This is a genomic window from Paenibacillus sp. 3LSP (assembly GCF_032465655.1).
In the GTDB taxonomy this organism is placed as follows: domain Bacteria; phylum Bacillota; class Bacilli; order Paenibacillales; family Paenibacillaceae; genus Fontibacillus; species Fontibacillus barengoltzii.
In genome coordinates, this window is the sequence record NZ_JAWDJI010000169.1 from 1 (window position 1) to 20,172 (window position 20,172).

The window sequence follows — 20,172 nt, forward strand, 5'->3', positions numbered from 1 at the left end:
GATCTGCCGCATAATTTTCTCGATTCTTTGTGTCTACTCTATTGACAGAGGTACAGTTACTATAATCAATCTCCTTTGAAATATTTGGTATATGAATAGATTTTATGCGAAAAATGCATAAATCTCAATATGCAATTTTCGCATAGAGTAAACTTAGCATGGGTGATATATGAATGTATAAGAGGATAAGGGATTTAAGAGTAGATAGAGATTTGACACAGCAGCAATTAGCTGAGCATTTAAACATTTCACAAGCAACCTATTCGCGGTACGAAAACGGGAACTTGGATGTTCCGAGCTCTGTATTGATTAAGTTAGCCAATTTCTACAACGTTAGTATTGATTACATTCTGGGTCAAACAAACAACTCAAAGCGTTCTAATGAAAAATAACTATGTACTCGTGAATACCGCTTTTAATACTCTGATGCTGCACTTACGCAAGAGATTTTTTGAGCCTGTATTACCAAACCCACACCCCGAGGTGAACCCATGATTACAATCAGACTGCTGCAACCCCATGAGTTGGATTTCTTCACGGATATGCACTACGAGTCGATTCATATCCCTCAGGGGAAGCCGCCGAAGGATGAGCTATTAAATGCGCCGCATCTGAAGAAATATCACGAAGGTTGGGGACGATCAGGAGACCGGGCTTTTGTCGCCGTGAAGGACGATCAACATGCCGGGGCGGTATGGTATAGACTGTTCGAGGAAACGAATCCAGGGTTTGGTTACGTCGATAACGAAACGCCGGAGCTGGGAATTGCTATACATCCGGATTTTCGAGGAATGGGAATCGGGCGGCTTTTAATGAATGAAATCATCAAGCAAGCAGCGCTTGATGGATACCATTCACTGTCCCTAAGTGTAGATCCCACCAATACTCCAGCCGTGGAACTCTATCAGAAATTAGGTTTTACCTACTTCGGAATCTCCGGAACCTCCTGGACAATAAAACTGGATCTTGCTCCAAAAACGAAACCCACGCCTTAATCCAAGACGTGGGTTTTCGTTTGCTCCCTTATTTCAACTTCCACAAGGCAGGTACATTCTCAGGCTCCCAGCCCGGAAGAGAGGTATGGGCTTGTAGGCAAATATAGATGTTTCTGTTGTAAGATACCTCGTCGTTAATGTTGAAGGATACATAAGGTTGCCAAGGTTGGGCATCACCTGGAGAACCTGACGACGCCGTTGTCCCTTGAACTGTAGCTCCTGAGGAGACATTGCCGGCAGCATCTTTGGCTGTGACGGTAAATGTATACGTCGTGTTCGGTGACAAACCGCTAATGGTTGCTGTGGTATTCGTCGCATTTACACTTCCAGAGCCGTAGGAGATGGTATAACCAACAACCCCCACATTATCAGTGGAAGCGGACCATTCCAGCGTGATACTGTTTGACGTAACTGCAGTTACCCGAAGCTGACTCGGGGCAGTTGGCGGCGTTGTGTCAGGAGTTGGATTCGGATCTGGGCCAGGACCTGGGTTCGTCCCTAAATTGTCTAAATATGCACGATGAGACCGAGAAAATTCAAAATTCGCCGCCTTGTCCCAGTTGATGGACCAGGTCATCAGGCCTTTGAAGCTGGGATAACCTTGCGGTTGACGTAATGTATAGCTTCCGCCAAACGATTGACCTTTAATCAGATAATCCAATGCTTTGTGTACGTTGGCTGGTGTCGTGTATCCTCCTCCCGCTGCCGCTTGCGTCGCCGGAAGGCCGATGAGCAGTTGCTCCGGACGTAGGGCTGGGAACTTGTAGTTCGCATTACCGCCGACATTAAACCCTTGCAATAGCATTTCAGCCATCGCCACTTGGAAGTCAGCGGTACCTTGAACGTAGGATCGGCCGTCTAACGCGGTCATCGGACCGGAGTTATAATGCTGCACGTGGAGATAATCCAGTTGATCCCGAAAAGCGTAAATCACCGGCAGATATGCACCCCATGGCCCGCCGTAGGCTACATAACCGCCTTGAACGTAAGCCGTTTCCGGCGCCATCGTCAACATGAAGTCCGAACCGTAGCTGTTCAAAATTTCACGTACGCCGGAAATCAAATTTACGATTCTCGGAGTCGTCGGATTTCGAAAATCCGTATCTCCCCCGTTTAAGGACAAAGAGCTGCCTTCGAGATCAATGTCCAACCCGTCAAAACCGTAAGTATCGATAATGCTCTTCATCGTCTGAACAAAAGTCTGCCGGGCTTGCTCACTGGACAGATCCACGGTCCCATTAGCGCCGCCCACGGAAATGAGAACCTTCTTGCCTTTGCCTTGCAACTCACGGATATCCGCCTTGAAGTCGTTGATGGAAGCGTTATACGGTGTAAATGCCATATTCCCGCTAGCAGGTCCCCCGACGGGCTCTGCGAACGCAACCTGAATGACATCAAAATCCGGTGAAACATCCCGCAGCCGGATATTCGCAGATCCGTTATCGAAGTTATGCCAATATCCAACAAGTATTCGTTCTCCTGTTGCTCCAACTGGCTTGGCTGCAGCATACGCTAAGGTTGAAAACAGCGGCACCACAAGTATCAAGGCGAGCAACCAAATCTTTGTCCTCCTTAATAAACTGACCTGAACCATAATTTTCCTCCTTCACTTGAATCGTCAATCTCTCAAGTCCCATGAAGTGTGAGATTGCAATAGATATCTTATTTTACATATTCATCCATTTTACCTGCTAGATTTTAGATAATTTTTATAGATTATGAGAAATTAGAGACTTGAAGTTTTGAGGATTGCTGCGAAATCGAGAAATTCAAGAGAGATAATCTAGCATTTGACAGCTTGGCACCCCTGATATAAAATGAAGTCACATCCTTAATTTGCCATATCTTACTGACTTAAGGATGAAAGTTGATCCCACAATTTGAGGGCGCTGCTTTCCTGATCCTCCCTATCAGGAACAACCCCGTAATCTTCCGTTGAAGATTGCGGGGTTTTTTGTTTTGTAGCGGCGGGAAAGGAGGAACCGAACGATCCTACAGCGGTTGGCTTAAATTTCAAATGAAGTCTATGTTCAGAACAGTAGAAAAAGCTGGAAAGGTGGTTTGATCTATGAAACCGTTTTTAAAAAAATCCATTATCACACTCCTTGCTTCCACCTGTCTCTTTACAGCATGGCTCATCCCTTCCATCGCCGTACCGACGGCGAGCGCCGCTCCCGATACGTCGGTTCTTAACAAGCAAAGCTTCTCTACCGATGTCATCTATCAAATTGTGACAGACCGCTTCGCGGATGGGGATCCTAGCAACAATCCATCGGGCGCGGCCTATTCACCCGGTTGTACAAATCTGAAGCTTTATTGTGGAGGAGACTGGCGGGGGATCATTAACAAGATTAACGAGGGGTACTTTGCCGGAATGGGTGTAAGCGCTTTATGGATATCACAGCCGGTCGAAAATATTTACAGCGTCATTGACTACTCCGGTGTCAATAGCACGTCCTATCACGGGTATTGGGCCCGCGACTTTAAACGAACGAATCCGGCGTTTGGCAGCATGAGCGATTTTCAGGAGCTCATTAACACAGCGCATGCCAACAACATCAAGATCATCATTGATTTCGCACCGAACCACACCTCCCCTGCTTCGGAGACACAACCTTCCTTCGCCGAGAACGGTCGGTTGTACGATAATGGTAACCTGATTGCCGGCTACACGGGGGACACCAACGGAATTTTCCATCATAATCAAGGCACGAATTTCTCCTCGCTGGAGGATGGCATCTATCGGAATCTGTATGATCTGGCCGACATTAATCACCACAACAACGTAACGGATACGTATTTCAAAGATGCAATCAAGCTCTGGTTGGATATGGGGATCGATGGCATTCGGGTGGACGCGGTGAAGCATATGCCGGAGGGCTGGCAGAAGAACTGGGTTGCTTCGATTGCAGGATATCAACCGGTGTTTACCTTCGGGGAATGGTTCCTTGGCGTTGGCGAAAATGATCCGAACAATATCCGCTTCGCCAATGAATCCGGGATGAGTCTGCTTGACTTCCAATTTGGTCAAAAAGTCCGGCAGGTCTTCCGCGACAATACAGATACGATGTACGGCTTAAATAACATGCTGACTACAACAGCAGCCAACTACAAACATATCCATGACCAAGTCACGTTTATTGATAACCATGACATGGATCGTTTTAAGCTGGGCAACAACGACCGGCGATTGGAGCAAGCGCTGGCCTTCACATTAACGTCACGCGGCGTTCCGGCAATCTATTACGGGACAGAGCAATATATGACGGGCAATGGTGATCCGGCGAACCGAGGTTATATGAGTGGATTCTCGACTTCTACCACCGCATATCAAGTCATCGGCAAGCTGGCGCCGCTTCGCAAATCGAACCCGGCACTCGCCTATGGAAGCACGCAGGAACGCTGGATCAATCATGATGTATTTATCTATGAGCGAAAATTCGGCAATAGCGTAGCGCTGGTCGCCATTAACCGCAATACGACCACCGCCGCCTCGATCACTGGCTTGCAGACCTCACTACCAGCCGGTACTTATACCGACGAATTAAACGGACTGCTGGATGGCGGCAGTATTACGGTAAGTTCTACGGGATCAGTCCCCGCCTTTAACCTGCCGGCAGGGGCTGTTGCAGTATGGCAATTTGCAGCCAGTGAGTCCGCACCGATCATCGGTAATATCGGAACGGACATGGGTAAAGCAGGCACAACGCTGACGATCGATGGCCGAGGCTTTGGGAATACGAAAGGAACGGTCTTCTTCGGTACAACGGCAGTCACCGGTAACCAGATCGTGCAGTGGGAGGATTCACAAATCCAAGTGAAAGTACCGGCAATCACACCGGGTCAGTATGACATCAAAGTCCGCAACGCATCCTCCGTGGACAGCAACAGCTATAGCAGCTTTAACCTGCTTACAGGAGATCAAGTCTCGGTTCGGTTCGTCATTAACAATGCCAACACCACGTTAGGTGAAAATGTCTATCTGACAGGCAACATCGCCGAGCTTGGCAACTGGGATCCGGACAAAGCGATTGGTCCGTTCTTTAACCAGATCATTCGAACTTATCCAACTTGGTACTTTGATGTCAGCGTGCCGGCGGGAACAACTCTGGAATTCAAGTTTATCAAAAAGAACGGGACATCCGTGACCTGGGAAGGCGGCTCCAATCACAGCTTTACAACGCCAACCAACGGTGTAGGCACGGTTGAGGTTGACTGGCAACCATAAGCAAGTTCATCTAACAACAAATGAGCAGCTATGGATCAATTCCGTAGCTGCTCGTTCCTTATCTTTACGTAAATGCGCCCAACACCCGTGCCAATTGCACGGGTCTTATTTTTTATTTCACATGCAGTAACTTCTCTTCCTTCCGCAGCACATGACTGACCCCCCAACTGTGCATCGCGTCCAGAAGCGGCTCCAAACTTCTTCCATACTCTGATATCGAATATTCTACACGAGGCGGAACCTCGGGATAGACGATCCGTTCGATAATCCCCTCTTCCTCTAATTCACGCAGGTTCTGGGTCAGCATTTTTTGGGAAATGTCCGGCAGCTTGCGCTTAAGGTCACTGAATCTTTTTGTGCCTTCTTGCAACAACACCAACAGAATCATCGGTTTCCACTTTCCTACAATAATCTCCAATGCGTCACCGACGTGACAAAGCTCAGGTATCTTCTCCATAGCACAACCTCCTAGTTTCTTATTAGTTTCTTATAAGTAACTATACCACTAAAAAGTGCGTACTTACTATATTTTCGTAAGCTGATTATAATAAGCGCATAAGCAACATCACATCACCAAAAAATAAACAAGGGGTGAATTTCTCATGAACCAATATCGTATTGATCCCAGCAAAGGACTGGAGTTTGGCATATATACTTTGGGCGATCATGTGCCTGATCCCAAAACGGGAAAAAGCACTTCCCCACAAGAACGAATTCAACAAATTATCGAGTACGCTAAGCTTGCTGAACAAGCAGGTTTGGACTTCTTCAGTGTCGGAGAAAGCCACCAAAATTATTTCGCGACCCAAGCACACACGGTGGTGCTTGCTGCTATAGCTCAAGCCACAAGCAAAATCAAGATCGGCAGTACCGCGACGATTATCAGTACTTCGGATCCTGTTCGCGTGTATGAGGATTTCTCCACAATTGACCTCATCTCGAACGGCCGGGCAGAGATCGTGGCGGGGCGCGCCTCCAGAGTTGGACTTTTTGACTTGTTAGGTTACAATGTTCACGATTACGAGGAATTATTCGAAGAGAAATTCGATCTTCTGCGGTTGATTAATGAACAAGAGGTTGTCAACTGGAGTGGAGAATTCCGGGCACCGTTGCGAAATGCCAAGGTCATCCCACGTCCGCTTAACGGCTCCTTGCCGATTTGGCGGGCGGTTGGAGGAAGTCCAGCCAGTGCGGTTAAAGCTGGTTTCGCCGGCGTTCCAATGGTAATGGCACATTTGGGCGGTCCCGCTTCCGTCTTCAAACGGACGGTTGACGTCTATCGGGAAGCCGCCAGAAAGGCTGGCCACAACCCGGACGAACTGCCTGTCGCCACTGCAGGCTTCTTCTACGCAGCCGAAACGTCACAACAGGCCCTGCAGGAGTTCTATCCTTACGTCAACGAAAGCATGATGAAATCGAATGGCCAAGGCTTCCATCGACAACTGTTCATGCAAGGCAGCGACCCGCATCACATCATTAATGCCGGCAGCCCTCAACAAATTATCGAGAAGATCCTCTATCAACATGAATTGTTTGGTCATCAGCGATATATCGCCCAAATCGATCTTGGCGGTATGCCGTTTGATCAGGTGAAACGGAATATCGAACTGATCGGCACAGAAATCTTGCCAGCCATCAAGAAATACACGAAAAAATCTGAAGGAGGTAAATAATGATGAAAGTCGTTGGATTGTCCGGCACCATCGTAGGTTCCAAAACCAAAACTGCCGTGGATTACACTCTAAAAACGATAGCGGAAAAGTACCCCGGCACGGAAACGAAGCTGATTGATCTGGCTGAATATCAAGTTCAATTTAGTGACGGTCGTAACTATTTGGATTATGAAGGCGATACGGGGATGATCACCCGAGCGATCATGGACGCCGACGTTCTGATTATCGGCACGCCAATCTTCCAGGCATCGATTCCGGGAACGCTCAAGAATATTTTCGATCTGCTTCCACAATATGCTCTTAAGGACAAGGTGGTTAGTATCGTGGCTACCGCAGGCTCATCCCGCCACTTCCTCGTACCTGAACAGCAATTGAAGCCGATCCTGACTTACTTGAAAGCACAATTAGTACAGAACTATGTGTTTATTGAGGAACAAGACTTCTACCGTAAAGAGATTGTGAACGATGATGTTAAATTCCGGATTGAGCGTTTAGCCGAGGATACCATGATGTTGGCTGAAACCTATGCCAATATCCGAGAGGCTGCCTATAACGAGTTATGATAGCAAACCAAAGACTGCGCATGAAAAAAGGCTGACGAGTCATCGCCAGCCTTTTGTTATTTAATCCAAGCTTGCCGTATTTGCGAGCGGAAGCGCCGCTTCCTTGCGTTTTTTGGCATATTCAGCCGTAGCCGTAAACAGCACGTCAGAGGAGGAATTCAGCGCCGTTTCGCACGAATCCTGCACGACCCCGATAATAAACCCTACCCCTACAACCTGCATCGCGATGTCGTTCGAAATCCCAAACAAGCTGCAAGCCAGAGGGATCAGCAACAGCGAACCGCCGGCCACACCGGAAGCTCCAGCAGCAGAGATTGCCGACAGAACGCTGAGAATTACCGCAGTACCGAAGTCCACCTCAATGCCTAACGTATGGACAGCTGCCAGCGTCAAGACCGAAATCGTAACCGCTGCGCCCGCCATATTGATCGTCGCTCCCAATGGAATGGATACCGAATACGTATCCTTATTCAGTCCCAATTTTTCACTGAGACGCATATTCACAGGAATATTCGCCGCAGAGCTGCGGGTGAAGAACGCCGTGATCCCACTCTCTTTCAAACAGGTGAATACGAGTGGATACGGGTTCCGACGTATGTTAATGTAAACGATCAGCGGGTTAACGATCAACGCGATGAACAGCATGCAGCCCACCAAAACCACCAACAGCTTCCCGTAATCCAGCAACGATTCCAATCCACTTACCGTAATGGATTCATACACAAGTCCCAAAATTCCAAACGGTGCGAATTGAATAACCCACTTAACGATTTGCGAAACAGCGTCGGAGGCGTGTGTAAGCAAGCTTTTGGTCTGATCGCCTGCGCCTTTCAGCGCTAGACCAAGCAGGATCGCCCAAGCCAAAATACCGATATAATTGGCATTCATCAAGGCATGGACCGGATTATCCACCACATTTAGCAGCAGACCTTTTAGAACCTCGACGATGCCTCCTGGCGGCGTTAAGCCTTCCGTAGCCCCTGCCAAGGACAGGCTGACCGGAAACAGGAAACTCGCAGCCACAGCGCTAGCCCCAGCCAAAAACGTACTGACTAAGTACAACACGAGAATCGACTTCATGTTGGTTTGCCGCCCTTTTTGATGGTTCGCGATCGCAGCCATAACCAATAGCAGCACCAGTACCGGCGCTACGGCCTTTAGAGCGGACACAAACAGCGTCCCTAGGAGCGCTATGCCGCTGGCTTGGGGCACGATCAACGCCAAGAGGATCCCCACCACCAAGCCAACAAGAATTCGCTTCACAAGACTGATTTCATTCCATTTCTGTAAGATTGCCTTCATGTTTCTCCCCCGTATGTTTATGATGTCGCATCAATGCATAGCGATAGTATACCACGTATTATGGACATCTGTCCTCCGAGTGGAAACATTTGTGCAATACTTTTCACAGATTGTCAGAAAATACAGGCGAAAGAGCCAGATGAAGACGATAATTCTCCAATTGGATCTCCGTCTCCCGCCCTAGCATGAGTTGGGCCAGCTGTGCGCCAATATACGGCCCCATCGTTAATCCTGAAGCTCCTAGGCCGTTGGCCGCATAGATCCCCTTCCATTCAGGTACCGTCCCGACGACCGGAAGAAATCCTGGTGTGAACGGACGAAACCCCACTCTCGCTTCCAAAAAACTGCCGTCCGCCAACCCCGGTGCCACCGACAGCGCCTTGTTGATCACTTCTTGCAAACCGCCCGCCGTCACACGGGTATCATAACCCTGCGGATCGTTTTCATGGGTTGCGCCAATCACAATCCGGCTGTCATCGAACGCCAGAATGTACTGATCTCCCGGCGGCATTACGACAGGCCAATGCTCGGTTGCAACGTCCGGCAGTGACAAATGAACAATTTGGGCTTTCTGGTAAGTGACCTGGAAGTCCAAACCTAGCGGAGTGAACAGTTGACGCGCCCATGCCCCGGCGCAAACGGCAACCGCATCAGCGTTGATCTCTTCCGTGCCGACGCGCACCCCGTTGACGGTGTTGCCGTCATGCAGAAGCGAAGCTTCGCCGCGGACGATCGTCGCCCCATGCCGTACCGCTGCCCTCAGAAGCGATTCGCGGAGCGCACGCCCATCAACGCGGGCGGCACCGCTCACATACAGGGCGTAGAACCCCTCATCCAACGGAGGAAACAACCGCTTTACTTCGTCCGGTTCAAGCAATCGAATCTCTCCCATCTCCGGGGCTTCTTGTCTACGGTCGACGGCCAGCTTCTCCAAGGCGACCAGCTTTTCGCGTTCCCGATGAAGACGCAGCGCCCCAACACGAGCATATCCTGTATCGTACGCTCCTTCCGCCTCAAGTTCATTGATGAAGGACTTGTAATAATGCGCGCCCGATTTGGCCAAGCTATACCAAGCTTTATTACGCCGTTGTGAGATCCAAGGGCATATTATCCCGGCGGCAGCGTCAGTGGCTTGTCCAGGCCCCCCACGGTCGACGACCGTAACCTCGGCTCCCAGCTTAGCCAACTGATATGCGGTTGAAGCCCCGAGAATCCCGGAGCCGATAACTATCATCTTTTTCACGTTAAAAGCCTCCCTTGCCTCCATTATAGTTTAAATTGAAACCATCACGGCATACCTTCGTAACAACCAATATGGCTCTAAAAAAAGGAGGACTCCCTATGATTATGACTACCACCCCAACCATTGAAGGATCTCCGGTCAAACGTTATCTTGGGATCGTGACCGGAGAAGTGATCATGGGCGCGAACGTGGTCCGCGATTTTCTAGCTTCGATCACCGATATCGTCGGCGGCCGTTCCGGTGCTTACGAGAACAAGCTTCAGGAAGCCCGAGACACCGCCTTCGCCGAAATGTCTGACCAAGCATCGCGCCTTGGCGCAAATGCGATTATCGGTGTCGATATCGATTACGAGGTCATTCGAGAAGGCATGCTGATGGTATCTGTCAGCGGAACCGCCGTCGTTGTATAGTCTCTGGAAAAAAATCAAAAACCCGCAAATTTGCGGGTTTTTGTGTGTTCCTGATTAGAATCGTTCATCTTTACTTGGTTATAATAACTTTGTCATAAATACGCTGTTCGGATCCTCGACATAATCTGCAAAGGGATCACAATACGTAAACCCAAAGCTCTCGTACAATTTACGGGCCGGAGCAAAAGCCTCCATCGAACCCGTCTCAAGGCTGATCAGCTGATAACCGCGTCGCACAGCCTCTTCAAGGATATGCGCCAGCATTTGCTTGGCAACGCCTTTCCCACGGTGCGGGATCGCAGTTCGCATCGATTTAACCTCACCGTGTTCGCGATTCAGCTCCTTAAGCGCACCGCATCCCGCGAGCTCGCCATCGATCCAGGCGCTCCAAAACGTGACATCCGGCTGCTTCAAGCCGTCTACATTTAACGCGTGGATGCTTTCAGGTGGAGAGGATTCCGCCATGTTCGCCAAGTGCTCGCCAATAAATGCTCTAATTTCAGGTCCGCTTAAATCATCCACTGTGATGGTGATCAACAGGCTCCCCCTCCCCCGGACAAACCTAGATTATTTCGCTTGAATATATCCTTCTGCTTTCAGCAACTCAGCAATCAATACCGCACCGCCTGCAGCTCCGCGCAGCGTATTGTGCGACAGGCCAACAAATTTATAATCGTACAACGAATCTTCGCGCAGACGGCCGACGGAAACGCCCATCCCTTGCTCAATATCGCGATCGAGCTTGGTTTGCGGACGATTTTCTTCTTCAAAATACGTGATAAATTGCTTCGGAGCGCTTGGCAATCCCAGCTCTTGCGGACGGCCTTTGAACTCAGCCCAGCGCTGCAGGATTTCTTCCTTGGACGGTTTCTTCTTAAATGACACGAATACGGTAGCCAAGTGACCGTCCGTCACCGGAACGCGAATGCACTGGGTGGTAATAATTGGAGAACTTGCTTTGACGATCTGTCCGCCTTCCACATGCCCCCAAATACGCAGCGGCTCCTGCTCGCTCTTCTCTTCTTCGCCGCCGATATACGGAATGACGTTATCCAGCATTTCCGGCCAATCGGTAAAGTTCTTGCCTGCTCCGGAAATCGCCTGATAGGTCGATGCCACAACCGTCGTTGGTTCAAAATCAAGCAAAGCGTTTAACGCCGGTACGTAGCTTTGAATCGAGCAGTTTGGTTTCACGGCAATAAACCCGGTGCTCGTACCAAGGCGCTTACGTTGGGCTTCAATCACTTCAATATGTTGCGGGTTTACTTCTGGAATCACCATCGGTACGTCCGGCGTCCAGCGGTGTGCTGAATTGTTGGAAATCACCGGAGTGCCGGTTTTCGCATAGGCTTCCTCCAACGCTTGGATTTCTGCCTTCTTCATATCTACGGCGCATAAGACGAAGTCCACGTCCGACGTCACGTCCTCAACCTTAGACGCATCCTGTACCACAATGGATTTCACGGCTTCAGGCATCGGCGTCGCCATTTTCCAACGTCCTTGGACGGACTCTTCATAGGTTTTACCTGCAGAATTGGCGCTGGCTGCAATCGCAGTCACCTCAAACCAAGGATGCTGATCCAGCAGCTGCACGAAACGTTGCCCTACCATTCCTGTTCCACCAACGATGCCTACTTTCAACTTTTGACCCATTTCTAACATCCAGTCCTTTCCTTGTGAGTATTGGAATTATGTCATAAAAAAATCCCGCCTCCAAGACGAGACTTTCGTCTTGGGGGCGAGATTGGTATGCTCGCGGTACCACCCCAGGTTCGCTAATATGTCGCCATATTAACCTCTTCAAGTACAGCCTGACGCTGCCAAGCGTATACTCTAGCTCTATAACAGGAGCTCCTGTCACACCATCCCGCCGATTTACACGTTCCGATGTGCTGCTCAGAGGCTTTCTTCAGTAAAGTCACGCTTTGCTCCTTCTCAGCGTACCGGAGCTCTCTGGAAAGGTTCGCTTTACTTACTCTTCTCGTCATCGCATTTACATTACATGTTGCGATAATATTACCAGATTCCTGGCGGAACGTAAACTGGTTTCAAGAAATTTTCAGCTTTACCTACTTGTCCTTTTCATCCATTTGAATGACGCGGAATCGGTTTCGGTAGGCTCCCGGGGTCAAGGACGTCTCTCGTTTGAACAATCGGGAGAAATAATTGGGGTCCGAGATCCCGCATTGCTCGCCAATCCGTTTGAGCGGCTCGTCCGTATGGGCAAGCAACCGCTTAGCCCGTTCAATCTGCTGATGATGACGGTATTGCAGCGGACTCATTCCCGTATGCTGCTTCAAACATCTTGCTAAATAATCAAAATGATAATGCAGGTCTCGCTCCAGTTCCTCTGCGTCAAACGGGAGGTGCAATCGTTCTTCCAAGTAAGCTGCCACCTGCTCGCTGAGATTTGCAGATCGGGATTGCGGACTGCCCTGCCGCATTCCCTGTTGTAACTGGAGGAGCAATTGTCCGAAGCGAAGCTGCAGCTCGAAGGAGCGATATGGCGTTAGCGTGCGATGCAGTGCAACCATTTCGTCCAGCATCGGGCGAATCGTTCGGAGATCAATGTCAGCGAACTTGGGAATGTCAATGATCGCCGGACGCGGTTCAGTGTCCTGATCCGTTCGGGCAAGGAGCGGTTGCTGCCAGCTCTGCTTGTCCACCAGCTTCGGCGGAAGATGCGGCGAGTGGCAAAAATGAATCCAATAGACCTCGGTTTCCTCCTCGGTTGGACGGGTTCCGCGGTGTCTTTTCCCCGCTTCCAGCACCAACATTTTGCCGGCATCCATCTCGTAGGAGCGCCCTTCCTCCTCCATATATAGAGCGCCTTGTGCGCAAACAATCAAGTCATACGCCTCAAAGACCCGTTCGGCATGGATCACCCCCGGCCGCCATACCGCACAGCCCACTGCGGCAATCAGCGGATACGGCGGTGCCGTGAACTCCAGCATAAGCAAATCCTCACCCCCTATGCGATGTAGAAATTGTACTACTTTTCGTCGTATTTATCAGCTGTAGCAAGCGGTGATTCTGCCTAGAATGGTAGGTAACGTACGATACTCATTTCTAGATCGGGAGGAACGTCCATGAGATTCCGTCAGGTTCATCTTGATTTCCATACCTCCGAAGCCATTGAAGGGATTGGCAGCCGCTTTTCCAAGCAGCAGTTCCAAGAAATGCTCCAGTTAGGCCATGTGGATTCGATTACCGTCTTCGCCAAATGCCATCACGGTTGGGCCTATCACCCTTCAACAGCCAACGAAATGCATCCGCATCTGTCCTTCGACTTACTGGGCGCCCAAATCGAAGCCGCCCACGAAATTAGCGTCAAAACACCGGTGTATCTCTCCGCCGGACTCGATGAGAAACTGGCGCGCCGCCATCCAGAATGGCTGATTCGCGATCCGCAGGAGAAGCTGAACTGGGCGCCCGATTTTATGACGCCGGGATACCATCAATTTTGCATGAACACCCCTTACTTGGACATACTGGCTAACCAAGTTCGTGAAGTCGTCTCCAATTATGACGTCGATGGAATCTTCCTTGATATCGTTGGGGTGCGCGAATGCTATTGCCAATCCTGCGTCGCAGAAATCCGCAGACGAGGCGAAGATCCCCGTAACCTGGATGCGATGAAACTCCTTTGGGAAGAAACGTTTCTTCGGTACGCCCAAACGATGGACGAAGCAGTACATCGCATCAAGCCTGGACTTCCAGTGTTTCACAACAGCGGTCATGTCAAGCGTGGCCGGCGGGATTTTGCGAAGCTGAACACCCATCTGGAGTTGGAATCGCTGCCGACGGGCGGCTGGGGCTATGACCATTTCCCGCTCTCAGCTCGCTATGCGCAAGGCTTGGGAATGGAGTTCCTGGGGATGACGGGAAAATTCCACACCTCATGGGGCGAATTTGGCGGCTATAAACATCCGAACGCGCTGAAATACGAGACAGCACTTAGCTTGGCAAATGGGGCCCGCATCTCGATTGGCGATCAGCTGCATCCGACCGGATGGATGGATCCGGCAACGTATGCGTTAATTGGGGAAGCATATCGGGAAGTGGAGGCTAAGGAGGAATGGTGCCGGGACGTGAACTCGGTCGCTGACGTGGCTTTGTTGTCCGCCGAGGCCGCAGGGGAGCCCGGAAACACAGCACAGCACGCCGATGCAGGAGCTGTCCGGATTTTGCTGGAGGGTCATTACCTGTTTGATGTCGTGGATACGGAAAATGATCTCAGCTCCTACTCCGTCGTCATCCTGCCCGACGTGATCACGGTCGACGAAGCGTTGAAGACGAAACTTACAGCTTTTATCGTAAATGGCGGCAAAATTTTGGCAACGGGACGCTCCGGTCTTTCGCCGGACGGTTCCCATTTCGAGTTGGATTTCGGCGCCAAACCTCTTGGGGATGCGGCGTTTAAGCCGTCCTACTTTCGCCCGGACTTCGAGCTGCCTTCATTACGTCATGCTTCCTTCGTGATGTATACCGACGGTCAGGATATTGAACTTGAACCTCATGGAACAAAGCTGGGCAGCCGGGAAAATTCCTATTTCAACCGTGACCTGTTCACCTTCTGCTCGCACCAGCATACGCCGTCTAACCTCCAGGACGCCGGTCCTGGTATGGTTGAAGGTCCCGCCGGCATCTATGCGGCTTGGAACCTGTTTGAGGACTACGCACTGAAAGGCAGCTTACCCGTCAAAGAGATACTGCATTATGCCCTTGACCGCTTACTGAAACGTAAAACAGTACAGACCAATCTTCCAGCACAAGGCGTGACGACATTGCAGGCTCAACCGTCCGAAAATCGCTGGGTGCACCACCTGCTTTATGCCTCGCCAGTGCGCCGAGGACTCAACGTCGAGGTCATCGAAGACCTGCCGGTTCTGAGCGACATCGAGGCCACGATCTCCGTGCCCGCACCAGTTCGGGAAGTGTATCTCGCACCGCAGGGTCTGAAACTCCCCTTCCGTCAGGCAAATGGCCGCGTCCATTACACCCTGCCGCCGTGGTCCTGCCACCAAATGGTTGTGCTGCAGTTTGAGCACGCAACCAACGCACAAAAGCCTTGAACCCCTTGGTTCAAGGCTTTCTTTATGATTCCGCAAGCTTACCGCAGTGCCTCCAATACCTCTGCCGTCGACCGAATCTTGCCGATGCGAGGGAAAATATAGCGGCAGACGTAGTCATGCTCCTCTTTTGTTGAAGCCGTCATCGCGTCTTCGACGAAGATTTGATGATACCCGTGCTGAAACGCTTCACGGGCGGTGGTGTCCACCCCGATCGAAGTGGAGATGCCGCAGAGCACGATCGTATCGATGCCCCTCCGCCGCAACTGCAGATCCAAATCTGTCCCGTGAAAAGCGCCCCATTGCCGTTTCGTCACGACATGGGCCCCTTGAATATTGGCTAGTTCGGGGACAAGTTCATCCCAACCGTCGGGGTAAGCGCCTGGACTGAAATGAGCGTCCGTATCCGGTTTGAGCATATCCTTGCCATCGAGCGTAGATACGCGGACAAGCACCACAAATCCGCCCTCTGCGGCAAACGCTTCAGCCAACCGGCTGGCGTTGCTCACGACTTCCGCACTGCTGTACGGCGCGCTTTCCCGAGAGGGATGGGCAATCCCTTGCTGTAAATCGATCAGCACAAGTGCGGTTTTTTCCGCAATGATCATCGTGCTCGCTTCAGGTTGGATGATTTCCATCATATCTGCTTAACTTCCCTTCTCTTGTGTACTTTACTGAACGGTCGAATGGCTGGGCTCCCGCAGTTTTTTATATACCTTTGCATATACCCAAGCCGCGTTAATCAGGAGCAGCAGGCTGGTCAGCAGGAAAACATACGGGATGCCAAACCAAGCCGCCACTTGCCCGCCCAGCACCGAACCGGAAAATACTCCCAAATAGCCAGCGGCCATACTAAATCCGAATACCCGGCCGGTTAGATGCTCTGGGGTGATTTTCTTAATCAAGGTATTCACGGAGGGATTAAGTCCCCCTGATGCCGCCCCCAGCAGGAACCGCAGCCCCATCAATTCCCAGGGATTGCGGGCGATCGCCTGCGGGATAAACAAGATCCCCGAGACCAATAGCGCCGCCAACATCACTTTATGGGCGCCAATCCGGTCGGACAGCTTGCCTAGCTTAGGTGCTGCCAAGATATTGGCCAACCCGGATGCCGAGAAGATGATACCTGCCAGCAACGCCACATGGCTGCTGTTACGGGAGATTTCATTCACATAAACGGTAAGGACCGGCTCCACCGAATACATTGCAACACTCAGCATAAAAAACGTAGCAAACAGCGTCACCGTCAAGCCTTTTTCCGGCAACGCACTCCATACTTCCTTCATGCCTGCCACCTTCACTTCCGACCGTACAAACGTCTCTTTAACGAACAATAACGTCGTTATGAAGGCGATTAACATCAGTCCGCCAGTTAAGAAAAAGGTCTCTTCAATCCCGGCATGTTCAGCGATAAAGCCGCCGATCGTTGGACCTAGCAGCGAGCCGGCGATGTTGGACGTAGACAAGAGTCCTAGTGCCCAACCGGCATGGGCCTTGTCCGTCTGAGTAGCAATCAATGTCGTACAAGCAGTGCTGTAGCCGGTGATGATGCCCTGCAGGAAACGAAGGAAGATCAGCATATGGACATTGGTGACAAACCCCATACATCCAATGACAATCGCCATCCCGAGGCTGGCCCGTAAGAGCATCGGTTTCCGGCCAAATTTATCCGCCGCAAGACCCCAAATCGGCGAGAAAATCGCCGAGACGATAAACGTGATGCCGAAGGCTAGTCCGGAATACCGGGACACCGCATCCGCCTGATCCACCCCCAGCTCTTTGATGTATAGCGGCAAGATCGGTGCAAGCTGGCTCATGCCTATGCCGGTCACAAACATGCCGAACCAGCATACGATCAAATTTCTTTTCCAAATCGGCATACCCTTTAAGCCTTCTTTCTGTAACCCCCTGTCCTCTGCGCGTGCAGATGAACGTTAAGATGAACATTCTTGCAGAACAATATTAGCGCGAAGACTAGCTATACTCCATGCATTATCTTAAACTCCATGGACGATTTTGCTATAAAATTCCGATGGGCTCATCCCTTCGGTCCGTTTAAAGATGCGGCTGAAATAGAATTCATCGGCGAAACCAAGCTCCAACGCAATATCTTTAATTTTTTTATCACTTTCAAGGATCAACTCTTTGGCTTTATCAATTTTTAGTTTATTAAAGTACTCAATGACGGTAAATCCGGTCGTCTGTTTAAAGGCTCGTGACAGGTAATACGTAGACAAATGCACCAGTTCCGACAGCTCTGCCAATGTAAGCCGCTCGCCCAGATGCTCACGCATGTACTGAATCACTTTCTCCACTTTGAGGGCAACCGCGTGGTTCTGATTTTGTCTTTGTGCATGGACCAAGATTTCATACAGCAGTTGCTCCAGTCCCGCTCTCGTCAGCAGCTCATACCCTGGCAATTTAGTGAACCAAGTAGCCGCCAAACGGCGAAAGGCATCCTCGACTAGATAACCGTTTTGCAGCACCTGCATGGACGGAAGCGGTAAACGCTCAGTTTCCTGCCCAATGGACCAGTTCCCGTCATCAAAGCGGATGCCCGCATAACTAAAATGGACGGAATAGAAACAGATCGGATCGGTTTCGTCCATCTGTATGTGATGAGGGAGACCCGCGTGGATGTAGAATAACATGCCTTCTTGAACGAGAAGTTTTTTGCGGTCCAACGTAATACTGCCCTTCCCCCCGGTGACGAGCAACAATTCGTGATGCGTAAGTGTTCTACGGATGCTGCTTCTTAGCTGTTTACCGTCATTCGGCTGTTTACTGTTGCAATAATGGATATGAAAATGCAGATGGTTCAGGTTCATCACCGCTCGCCTCCTCAATGAGACTTCCTGTGAAGTTTCTATGCAGTTAACAGCTACTGCGATTAGACCATACGTATGGGTAAACCGCAACCTCCCCCGTACGAAGACGTAGAAATAGTATCTGATTAGGGGAGGAAATCATGTGGGGTTATGGGTGCGTGAGGCGGAGCCAAGTGATTTCTATTATCTCTCGTGCAAAATCAGCGGTATCGCGATTATTGGTATAGGGATCTATGTGTTCGTCCAATCGTTCTTCATCTAAAAAAATAAGGCCAACCTCATGAGGTTGGCCTTTGGGTTTGCTGTTATTTCACTTCCGTTGCCCCTGTTACTTTACCGTCGATTTTCGCGCTGGCTTGCACGTCGGCATTGGCGAAGTAAAGGTTACCGTCGATCGTAGCGTTTTCGTACAGGTTGAAGCCGTTCGCTTCAACATAGACATCACCTTTTACGGTACCGCCTTGAATTCTCAGGTTTTCACTTTGAACCGTCAATTTCGGAACGGTTAAGGTGTAAGAAGCGGTCACGTTGTGGTCTTCATCTTGCGCATACAATGCGATCTTCCGGTAGATGTCTTTCGAAGCATCGTTTTTATCGTGGAATTCGCCAGCAACAACAACATCTTGATCCACCGTCAAGTCGTTGAGAATGGCGATGATCCAAGTCCCTTTCTCACTCACTGCATTCACGAATGCATCCGATTGATTGACGATTGAAGCCGATGTCGTAGCATCCGCTGGTTTATTGGCGTTAGCCGCCGAGTTCCCGTCATTTGAACCGCATCCTGCCAGCAGAGCCGCAGCAAGCCCGGCAACAACCAATCCTTTGACCATTTTCATATTGTTTCCCTCCTGTTTTTCTCTTCAGTTTGAATTATAAAAAAAAGTGGTTTTTGATAATGTGATTTTTTTCACTTATATGTGCGAAACTTCACATTGCTAGTCACAGCTTGTTCATCTTTGACATTCCCTCCTCTAAATTTTCGTAATGGAAGCCGACCAACTCCCTGGCCGGCTTGTATCTATATGAACTCCCTCACGGGAGATGTTTTTCATGCTTCGTTCAGTCGAGCTGATGTGCTGGCGTCCCCATTGGCGAAGAGCCTGCGCCCCCGTCCACGCTGAATTCTGCACCAGTGACGTAAGATGAATCATCCGAAGCTAGGAATAACACCGCATTCGCCAATTCTTCCGGTTTCCCCATCCGGTTGAGCGGGATGCTTTGCTTCAAATATTCTTCGAGCGGGCTAAATTCCGGAACCGATGTATCCCCCCAAATCGGTGTCTTCGTTGCGCCAGGAACAACGGTGTTCACGCGGATTCCCCGCGGCGCGAACTCTGCCACCAATACCCGTGCCATGCTGGTAACCGCTCCTTTACTTGCTGCATAAGCTGCATATCCTGGATGGCCTGCCTTTGCCAACACGGAGCCGTTTAAAATCACCGATCCGCCTTCTTTCAAATATGCAGAAGCTACTTGAACTGTAAAGAACACTCCGGCGATGTTCACATCAAGGATCTTCTTGAACAAGGATGGATCTGCACTGCCAAGCGGCGTGTTGCCGCTGATACCGGCGTTCGCGAACACGATGTCTAACCGGCCAAAGCCGTCAACCGCTGCCGCGACGGCTTTCTCAGCACCCTCTGGATCTGATGCGTCTGACACTATGCCAATCGTGTTGGCACTACCCAACGCTGCAACAGCTTTATTCAATTTCTCCTGATCCCGGCCTATGTTCATTGACGAAAGGCTGCAATTGGACGCTTCCACCTTTCATCCTGAGTTTATCATAATGAGAACGTTCGATAAATTATTATTTTAGATTTATCGTTCTCGAATTATAAACTCAAAAAAACAG

General features: G+C 50.2%; 20 protein-coding genes and 1 other annotated feature. Of the genes, 8 read left to right on the forward strand and 12 right to left on the reverse strand.

The genetic code is table 11. The annotated features are described in order from the left end of the window. The first annotated feature begins 173 nt into the window (after window positions 1-173). Window positions 174-392: a helix-turn-helix domain-containing protein gene (locus RW092_RS14020; protein ID WP_009226010.1), complete on the forward strand. Its 219-nt coding sequence runs from the start codon at window positions 174-176 to the stop codon at window positions 390-392. A gap of 99 nt (window positions 393-491) precedes the next feature. Further along, entirely contained in the window at window positions 492-995 is a 504-nt protein-coding gene (locus RW092_RS14025) for a GNAT family N-acetyltransferase (protein WP_316010501.1), read from the forward strand. Between the two features lie 28 nt (window positions 996-1,023). Here the strand turns inward: RW092_RS14025 and RW092_RS14030 are convergent, their stop codons facing one another. Continuing rightward, window positions 1,024-2,589: a glycosyl hydrolase family 18 protein gene (locus tag RW092_RS14030; RefSeq protein WP_316010502.1), complete on the reverse strand. Its 1,566-nt coding sequence runs from the start codon at window positions 2,587-2,589 to the stop codon at window positions 1,024-1,026. A gap of 474 nt (window positions 2,590-3,063) precedes the next feature. Here RW092_RS14030 and RW092_RS14035 point away from each other — a divergent pair, with 474 nt between their 5' ends. After that, window positions 3,064-5,223 carry an alpha-amylase family glycosyl hydrolase gene (locus tag RW092_RS14035; RefSeq protein WP_127575511.1) on the forward strand — a complete coding sequence of 720 codons (2,160 nt, stop codon included), beginning with the start codon at window positions 3,064-3,066 and terminating at the stop codon, window positions 5,221-5,223. A gap of 112 nt (window positions 5,224-5,335) precedes the next feature. Here RW092_RS14035 and RW092_RS14040 read toward each other — a convergent pair whose 3' ends face one another. After that, window positions 5,336-5,680: a winged helix-turn-helix transcriptional regulator gene (locus RW092_RS14040; RefSeq protein WP_016311976.1), complete on the reverse strand. Its 345-nt coding sequence runs from the start codon at window positions 5,678-5,680 to the stop codon at window positions 5,336-5,338. 145 nt (window positions 5,681-5,825) lie between these two features. On the opposite strand from RW092_RS14040, the gene RW092_RS14045 reads away from it, so the two are divergent. Then, a complete protein-coding gene (locus RW092_RS14045) occupies window positions 5,826-6,896 on the forward strand; it encodes an LLM class flavin-dependent oxidoreductase (protein WP_028537741.1) in 1,071 nt (356 codons plus the stop codon). Window positions 6,897-6,898: 2 nt separating this feature from the next. Next, window positions 6,899-7,459 (forward strand): NADPH-dependent FMN reductase, encoded by a 561-nt coding sequence (locus RW092_RS14050; RefSeq protein WP_028537740.1) that lies wholly within the window; start codon window positions 6,899-6,901, stop codon window positions 7,457-7,459. Between the two features lie 60 nt (window positions 7,460-7,519). Here RW092_RS14050 and sstT read toward each other — a convergent pair whose 3' ends face one another. Both sstT and RW092_RS14060 read right to left on the reverse strand, forming a co-directional pair. Then, a complete protein-coding gene (gene sstT / locus RW092_RS14055) occupies window positions 7,520-8,761 on the reverse strand; it encodes a serine/threonine transporter SstT (RefSeq protein WP_028537739.1) in 1,242 nt (413 codons plus the stop codon). 103 nt (window positions 8,762-8,864) lie between these two features. Then, window positions 8,865-10,004: an NAD(P)/FAD-dependent oxidoreductase gene (locus RW092_RS14060; RefSeq protein ID WP_316010503.1), complete on the reverse strand. Its 1,140-nt coding sequence runs from the start codon at window positions 10,002-10,004 to the stop codon at window positions 8,865-8,867. Window positions 10,005-10,102: 98 nt separating this feature from the next. Here RW092_RS14060 and RW092_RS14065 point away from each other — a divergent pair, with 98 nt between their 5' ends. After that, window positions 10,103-10,414 carry a YbjQ family protein gene (locus RW092_RS14065; protein WP_016311971.1) on the forward strand — a complete coding sequence of 104 codons (312 nt, stop codon included), beginning with the start codon at window positions 10,103-10,105 and terminating at the stop codon, window positions 10,412-10,414. A 78-nt stretch (window positions 10,415-10,492) separates the two neighbouring features. On the opposite strand, the gene RW092_RS14070 is transcribed toward RW092_RS14065, so the two are convergent. From RW092_RS14070 to RW092_RS14080, 3 genes are all read right to left on the reverse strand, one after another. After that, window positions 10,493-10,948 (reverse strand): GNAT family N-acetyltransferase, encoded by a 456-nt coding sequence (locus RW092_RS14070; protein WP_316010523.1) that lies wholly within the window; start codon window positions 10,946-10,948, stop codon window positions 10,493-10,495. A 33-nt stretch (window positions 10,949-10,981) separates the two neighbouring features. Further along, complete coding sequence (gene asd, locus RW092_RS14075) at window positions 10,982-12,067, reverse strand: aspartate-semialdehyde dehydrogenase (RefSeq protein ID WP_316010504.1); 1,086 nt, start codon at window positions 12,065-12,067, stop codon at window positions 10,982-10,984. A gap of 78 nt (window positions 12,068-12,145) precedes the next feature. After that, window positions 12,146-12,411, reverse strand: a binding site (T-box leader). A gap of 72 nt (window positions 12,412-12,483) precedes the next feature. Then, window positions 12,484-13,368 (reverse strand): helix-turn-helix domain-containing protein, encoded by an 885-nt coding sequence (locus RW092_RS14080; protein WP_316010524.1) that lies wholly within the window; start codon window positions 13,366-13,368, stop codon window positions 12,484-12,486. Window positions 13,369-13,503: 135 nt separating this feature from the next. On the opposite strand from RW092_RS14080, the gene RW092_RS14085 reads away from it, so the two are divergent. Next, window positions 13,504-15,489, forward strand: coding sequence for an alpha-amylase family protein (locus RW092_RS14085; RefSeq protein WP_085278257.1), 1,986 nt, complete (start codon window positions 13,504-13,506; stop codon window positions 15,487-15,489). 38 nt (window positions 15,490-15,527) lie between these two features. On the opposite strand, the gene RW092_RS14090 is transcribed toward RW092_RS14085, so the two are convergent. The 3 genes from RW092_RS14090 to RW092_RS14100 all read right to left on the reverse strand — a co-directional run bounded on the left by RW092_RS14090 (window position 15,528) and on the right by RW092_RS14100 (window position 18,314). Next, window positions 15,528-16,124 (reverse strand): hydrolase, encoded by a 597-nt coding sequence (locus RW092_RS14090; protein ID WP_316010525.1) that lies wholly within the window; start codon window positions 16,122-16,124, stop codon window positions 15,528-15,530. A gap of 33 nt (window positions 16,125-16,157) precedes the next feature. Beyond that, the gene (locus tag RW092_RS14095; protein WP_316010505.1) at window positions 16,158-17,366 is read right to left on the reverse strand and encodes a multidrug efflux MFS transporter; all 1,209 of its coding nucleotides are present in this window, start codon (window positions 17,364-17,366) and stop codon (window positions 16,158-16,160) included. Window positions 17,367-17,483: 117 nt separating this feature from the next. Beyond that, window positions 17,484-18,314, reverse strand: a complete 831-nt coding sequence (locus RW092_RS14100; RefSeq protein WP_316010506.1) for an AraC family transcriptional regulator — start codon at window positions 18,312-18,314, stop codon at window positions 17,484-17,486. Window positions 18,315-18,456: 142 nt separating this feature from the next. Between RW092_RS14100 and RW092_RS23915 the strand changes: the two genes are divergently transcribed. Continuing rightward, entirely contained in the window at window positions 18,457-18,576 is a 120-nt protein-coding gene (locus RW092_RS23915) for a DUF6199 family natural product biosynthesis protein (RefSeq protein ID WP_486187852.1), read from the forward strand. A gap of 43 nt (window positions 18,577-18,619) precedes the next feature. On the opposite strand, the gene RW092_RS14105 is transcribed toward RW092_RS23915, so the two are convergent. Together RW092_RS14105 and RW092_RS14110 are read right to left on the reverse strand one after the other, a co-directional pair. After that, window positions 18,620-19,153: a polymer-forming cytoskeletal protein gene (locus RW092_RS14105; protein WP_016311962.1), complete on the reverse strand. Its 534-nt coding sequence runs from the start codon at window positions 19,151-19,153 to the stop codon at window positions 18,620-18,622. Between the two features lie 223 nt (window positions 19,154-19,376). Then, on the reverse strand, window positions 19,377-20,084 hold the full coding sequence (locus RW092_RS14110; protein WP_316010507.1) for an SDR family NAD(P)-dependent oxidoreductase: 708 nt from the start codon (window positions 20,082-20,084) through the stop codon (window positions 19,377-19,379). Between the last annotated feature and the right edge of the window lie 88 nt (window positions 20,085-20,172).

What these genes read in the sequence shown, in the direction of transcription:
- RW092_RS14045 (WP_028537741.1), top strand. Translation starts at nt 5,826, where the DNA reads ATGAACCAATATCGTATTGATCCCAGCAAAGGACTGGAGTTTGGCATA.
- RW092_RS14035 (WP_127575511.1), top strand. Translation starts at nt 3,064, where the DNA reads ATGAAACCGTTTTTAAAAAAATCCATTATCACACTCCTTGCTTCCACC.
- RW092_RS14025 (WP_316010501.1), top strand. Translation starts at nt 492, where the DNA reads ATGATTACAATCAGACTGCTGCAACCCCATGAGTTGGATTTCTTCACG.
- RW092_RS14085 (WP_085278257.1), top strand. Translation starts at nt 13,504, where the DNA reads ATGAGATTCCGTCAGGTTCATCTTGATTTCCATACCTCCGAAGCCATT.
- RW092_RS14030 (WP_316010502.1), bottom strand. Translation starts at nt 2,589, where the DNA reads ATGGTTCAGGTCAGTTTATTAAGGAGGACAAAGATTTGGTTGCTCGCC.
- sstT (WP_028537739.1), bottom strand. Translation starts at nt 8,761, where the DNA reads ATGAAGGCAATCTTACAGAAATGGAATGAAATCAGTCTTGTGAAGCGA.
- RW092_RS14020 (WP_009226010.1), top strand. Translation starts at nt 174, where the DNA reads ATGTATAAGAGGATAAGGGATTTAAGAGTAGATAGAGATTTGACACAG.
- RW092_RS14080 (WP_316010524.1), bottom strand. Translation starts at nt 13,368, where the DNA reads ATGCTGGAGTTCACGGCACCGCCGTATCCGCTGATTGCCGCAGTGGGC.
- asd (WP_316010504.1), bottom strand. Translation starts at nt 12,067, where the DNA reads ATGGGTCAAAAGTTGAAAGTAGGCATCGTTGGTGGAACAGGAATGGTA.
- RW092_RS14095 (WP_316010505.1), bottom strand. Translation starts at nt 17,366, where the DNA reads ATGCCGATTTGGAAAAGAAATTTGATCGTATGCTGGTTCGGCATGTTT.
- RW092_RS14065 (WP_016311971.1), top strand. Translation starts at nt 10,103, where the DNA reads ATGATTATGACTACCACCCCAACCATTGAAGGATCTCCGGTCAAACGT.
- RW092_RS14040 (WP_016311976.1), bottom strand. Translation starts at nt 5,680, where the DNA reads ATGGAGAAGATACCTGAGCTTTGTCACGTCGGTGACGCATTGGAGATT.
- RW092_RS14100 (WP_316010506.1), bottom strand. Translation starts at nt 18,314, where the DNA reads ATGAACCTGAACCATCTGCATTTTCATATCCATTATTGCAACAGTAAA.
- RW092_RS14090 (WP_316010525.1), bottom strand. Translation starts at nt 16,124, where the DNA reads ATGGAAATCATCCAACCTGAAGCGAGCACGATGATCATTGCGGAAAAA.
- RW092_RS14105 (WP_016311962.1), bottom strand. Translation starts at nt 19,153, where the DNA reads ATGAAAATGGTCAAAGGATTGGTTGTTGCCGGGCTTGCTGCGGCTCTG.
- RW092_RS14050 (WP_028537740.1), top strand. Translation starts at nt 6,899, where the DNA reads ATGAAAGTCGTTGGATTGTCCGGCACCATCGTAGGTTCCAAAACCAAA.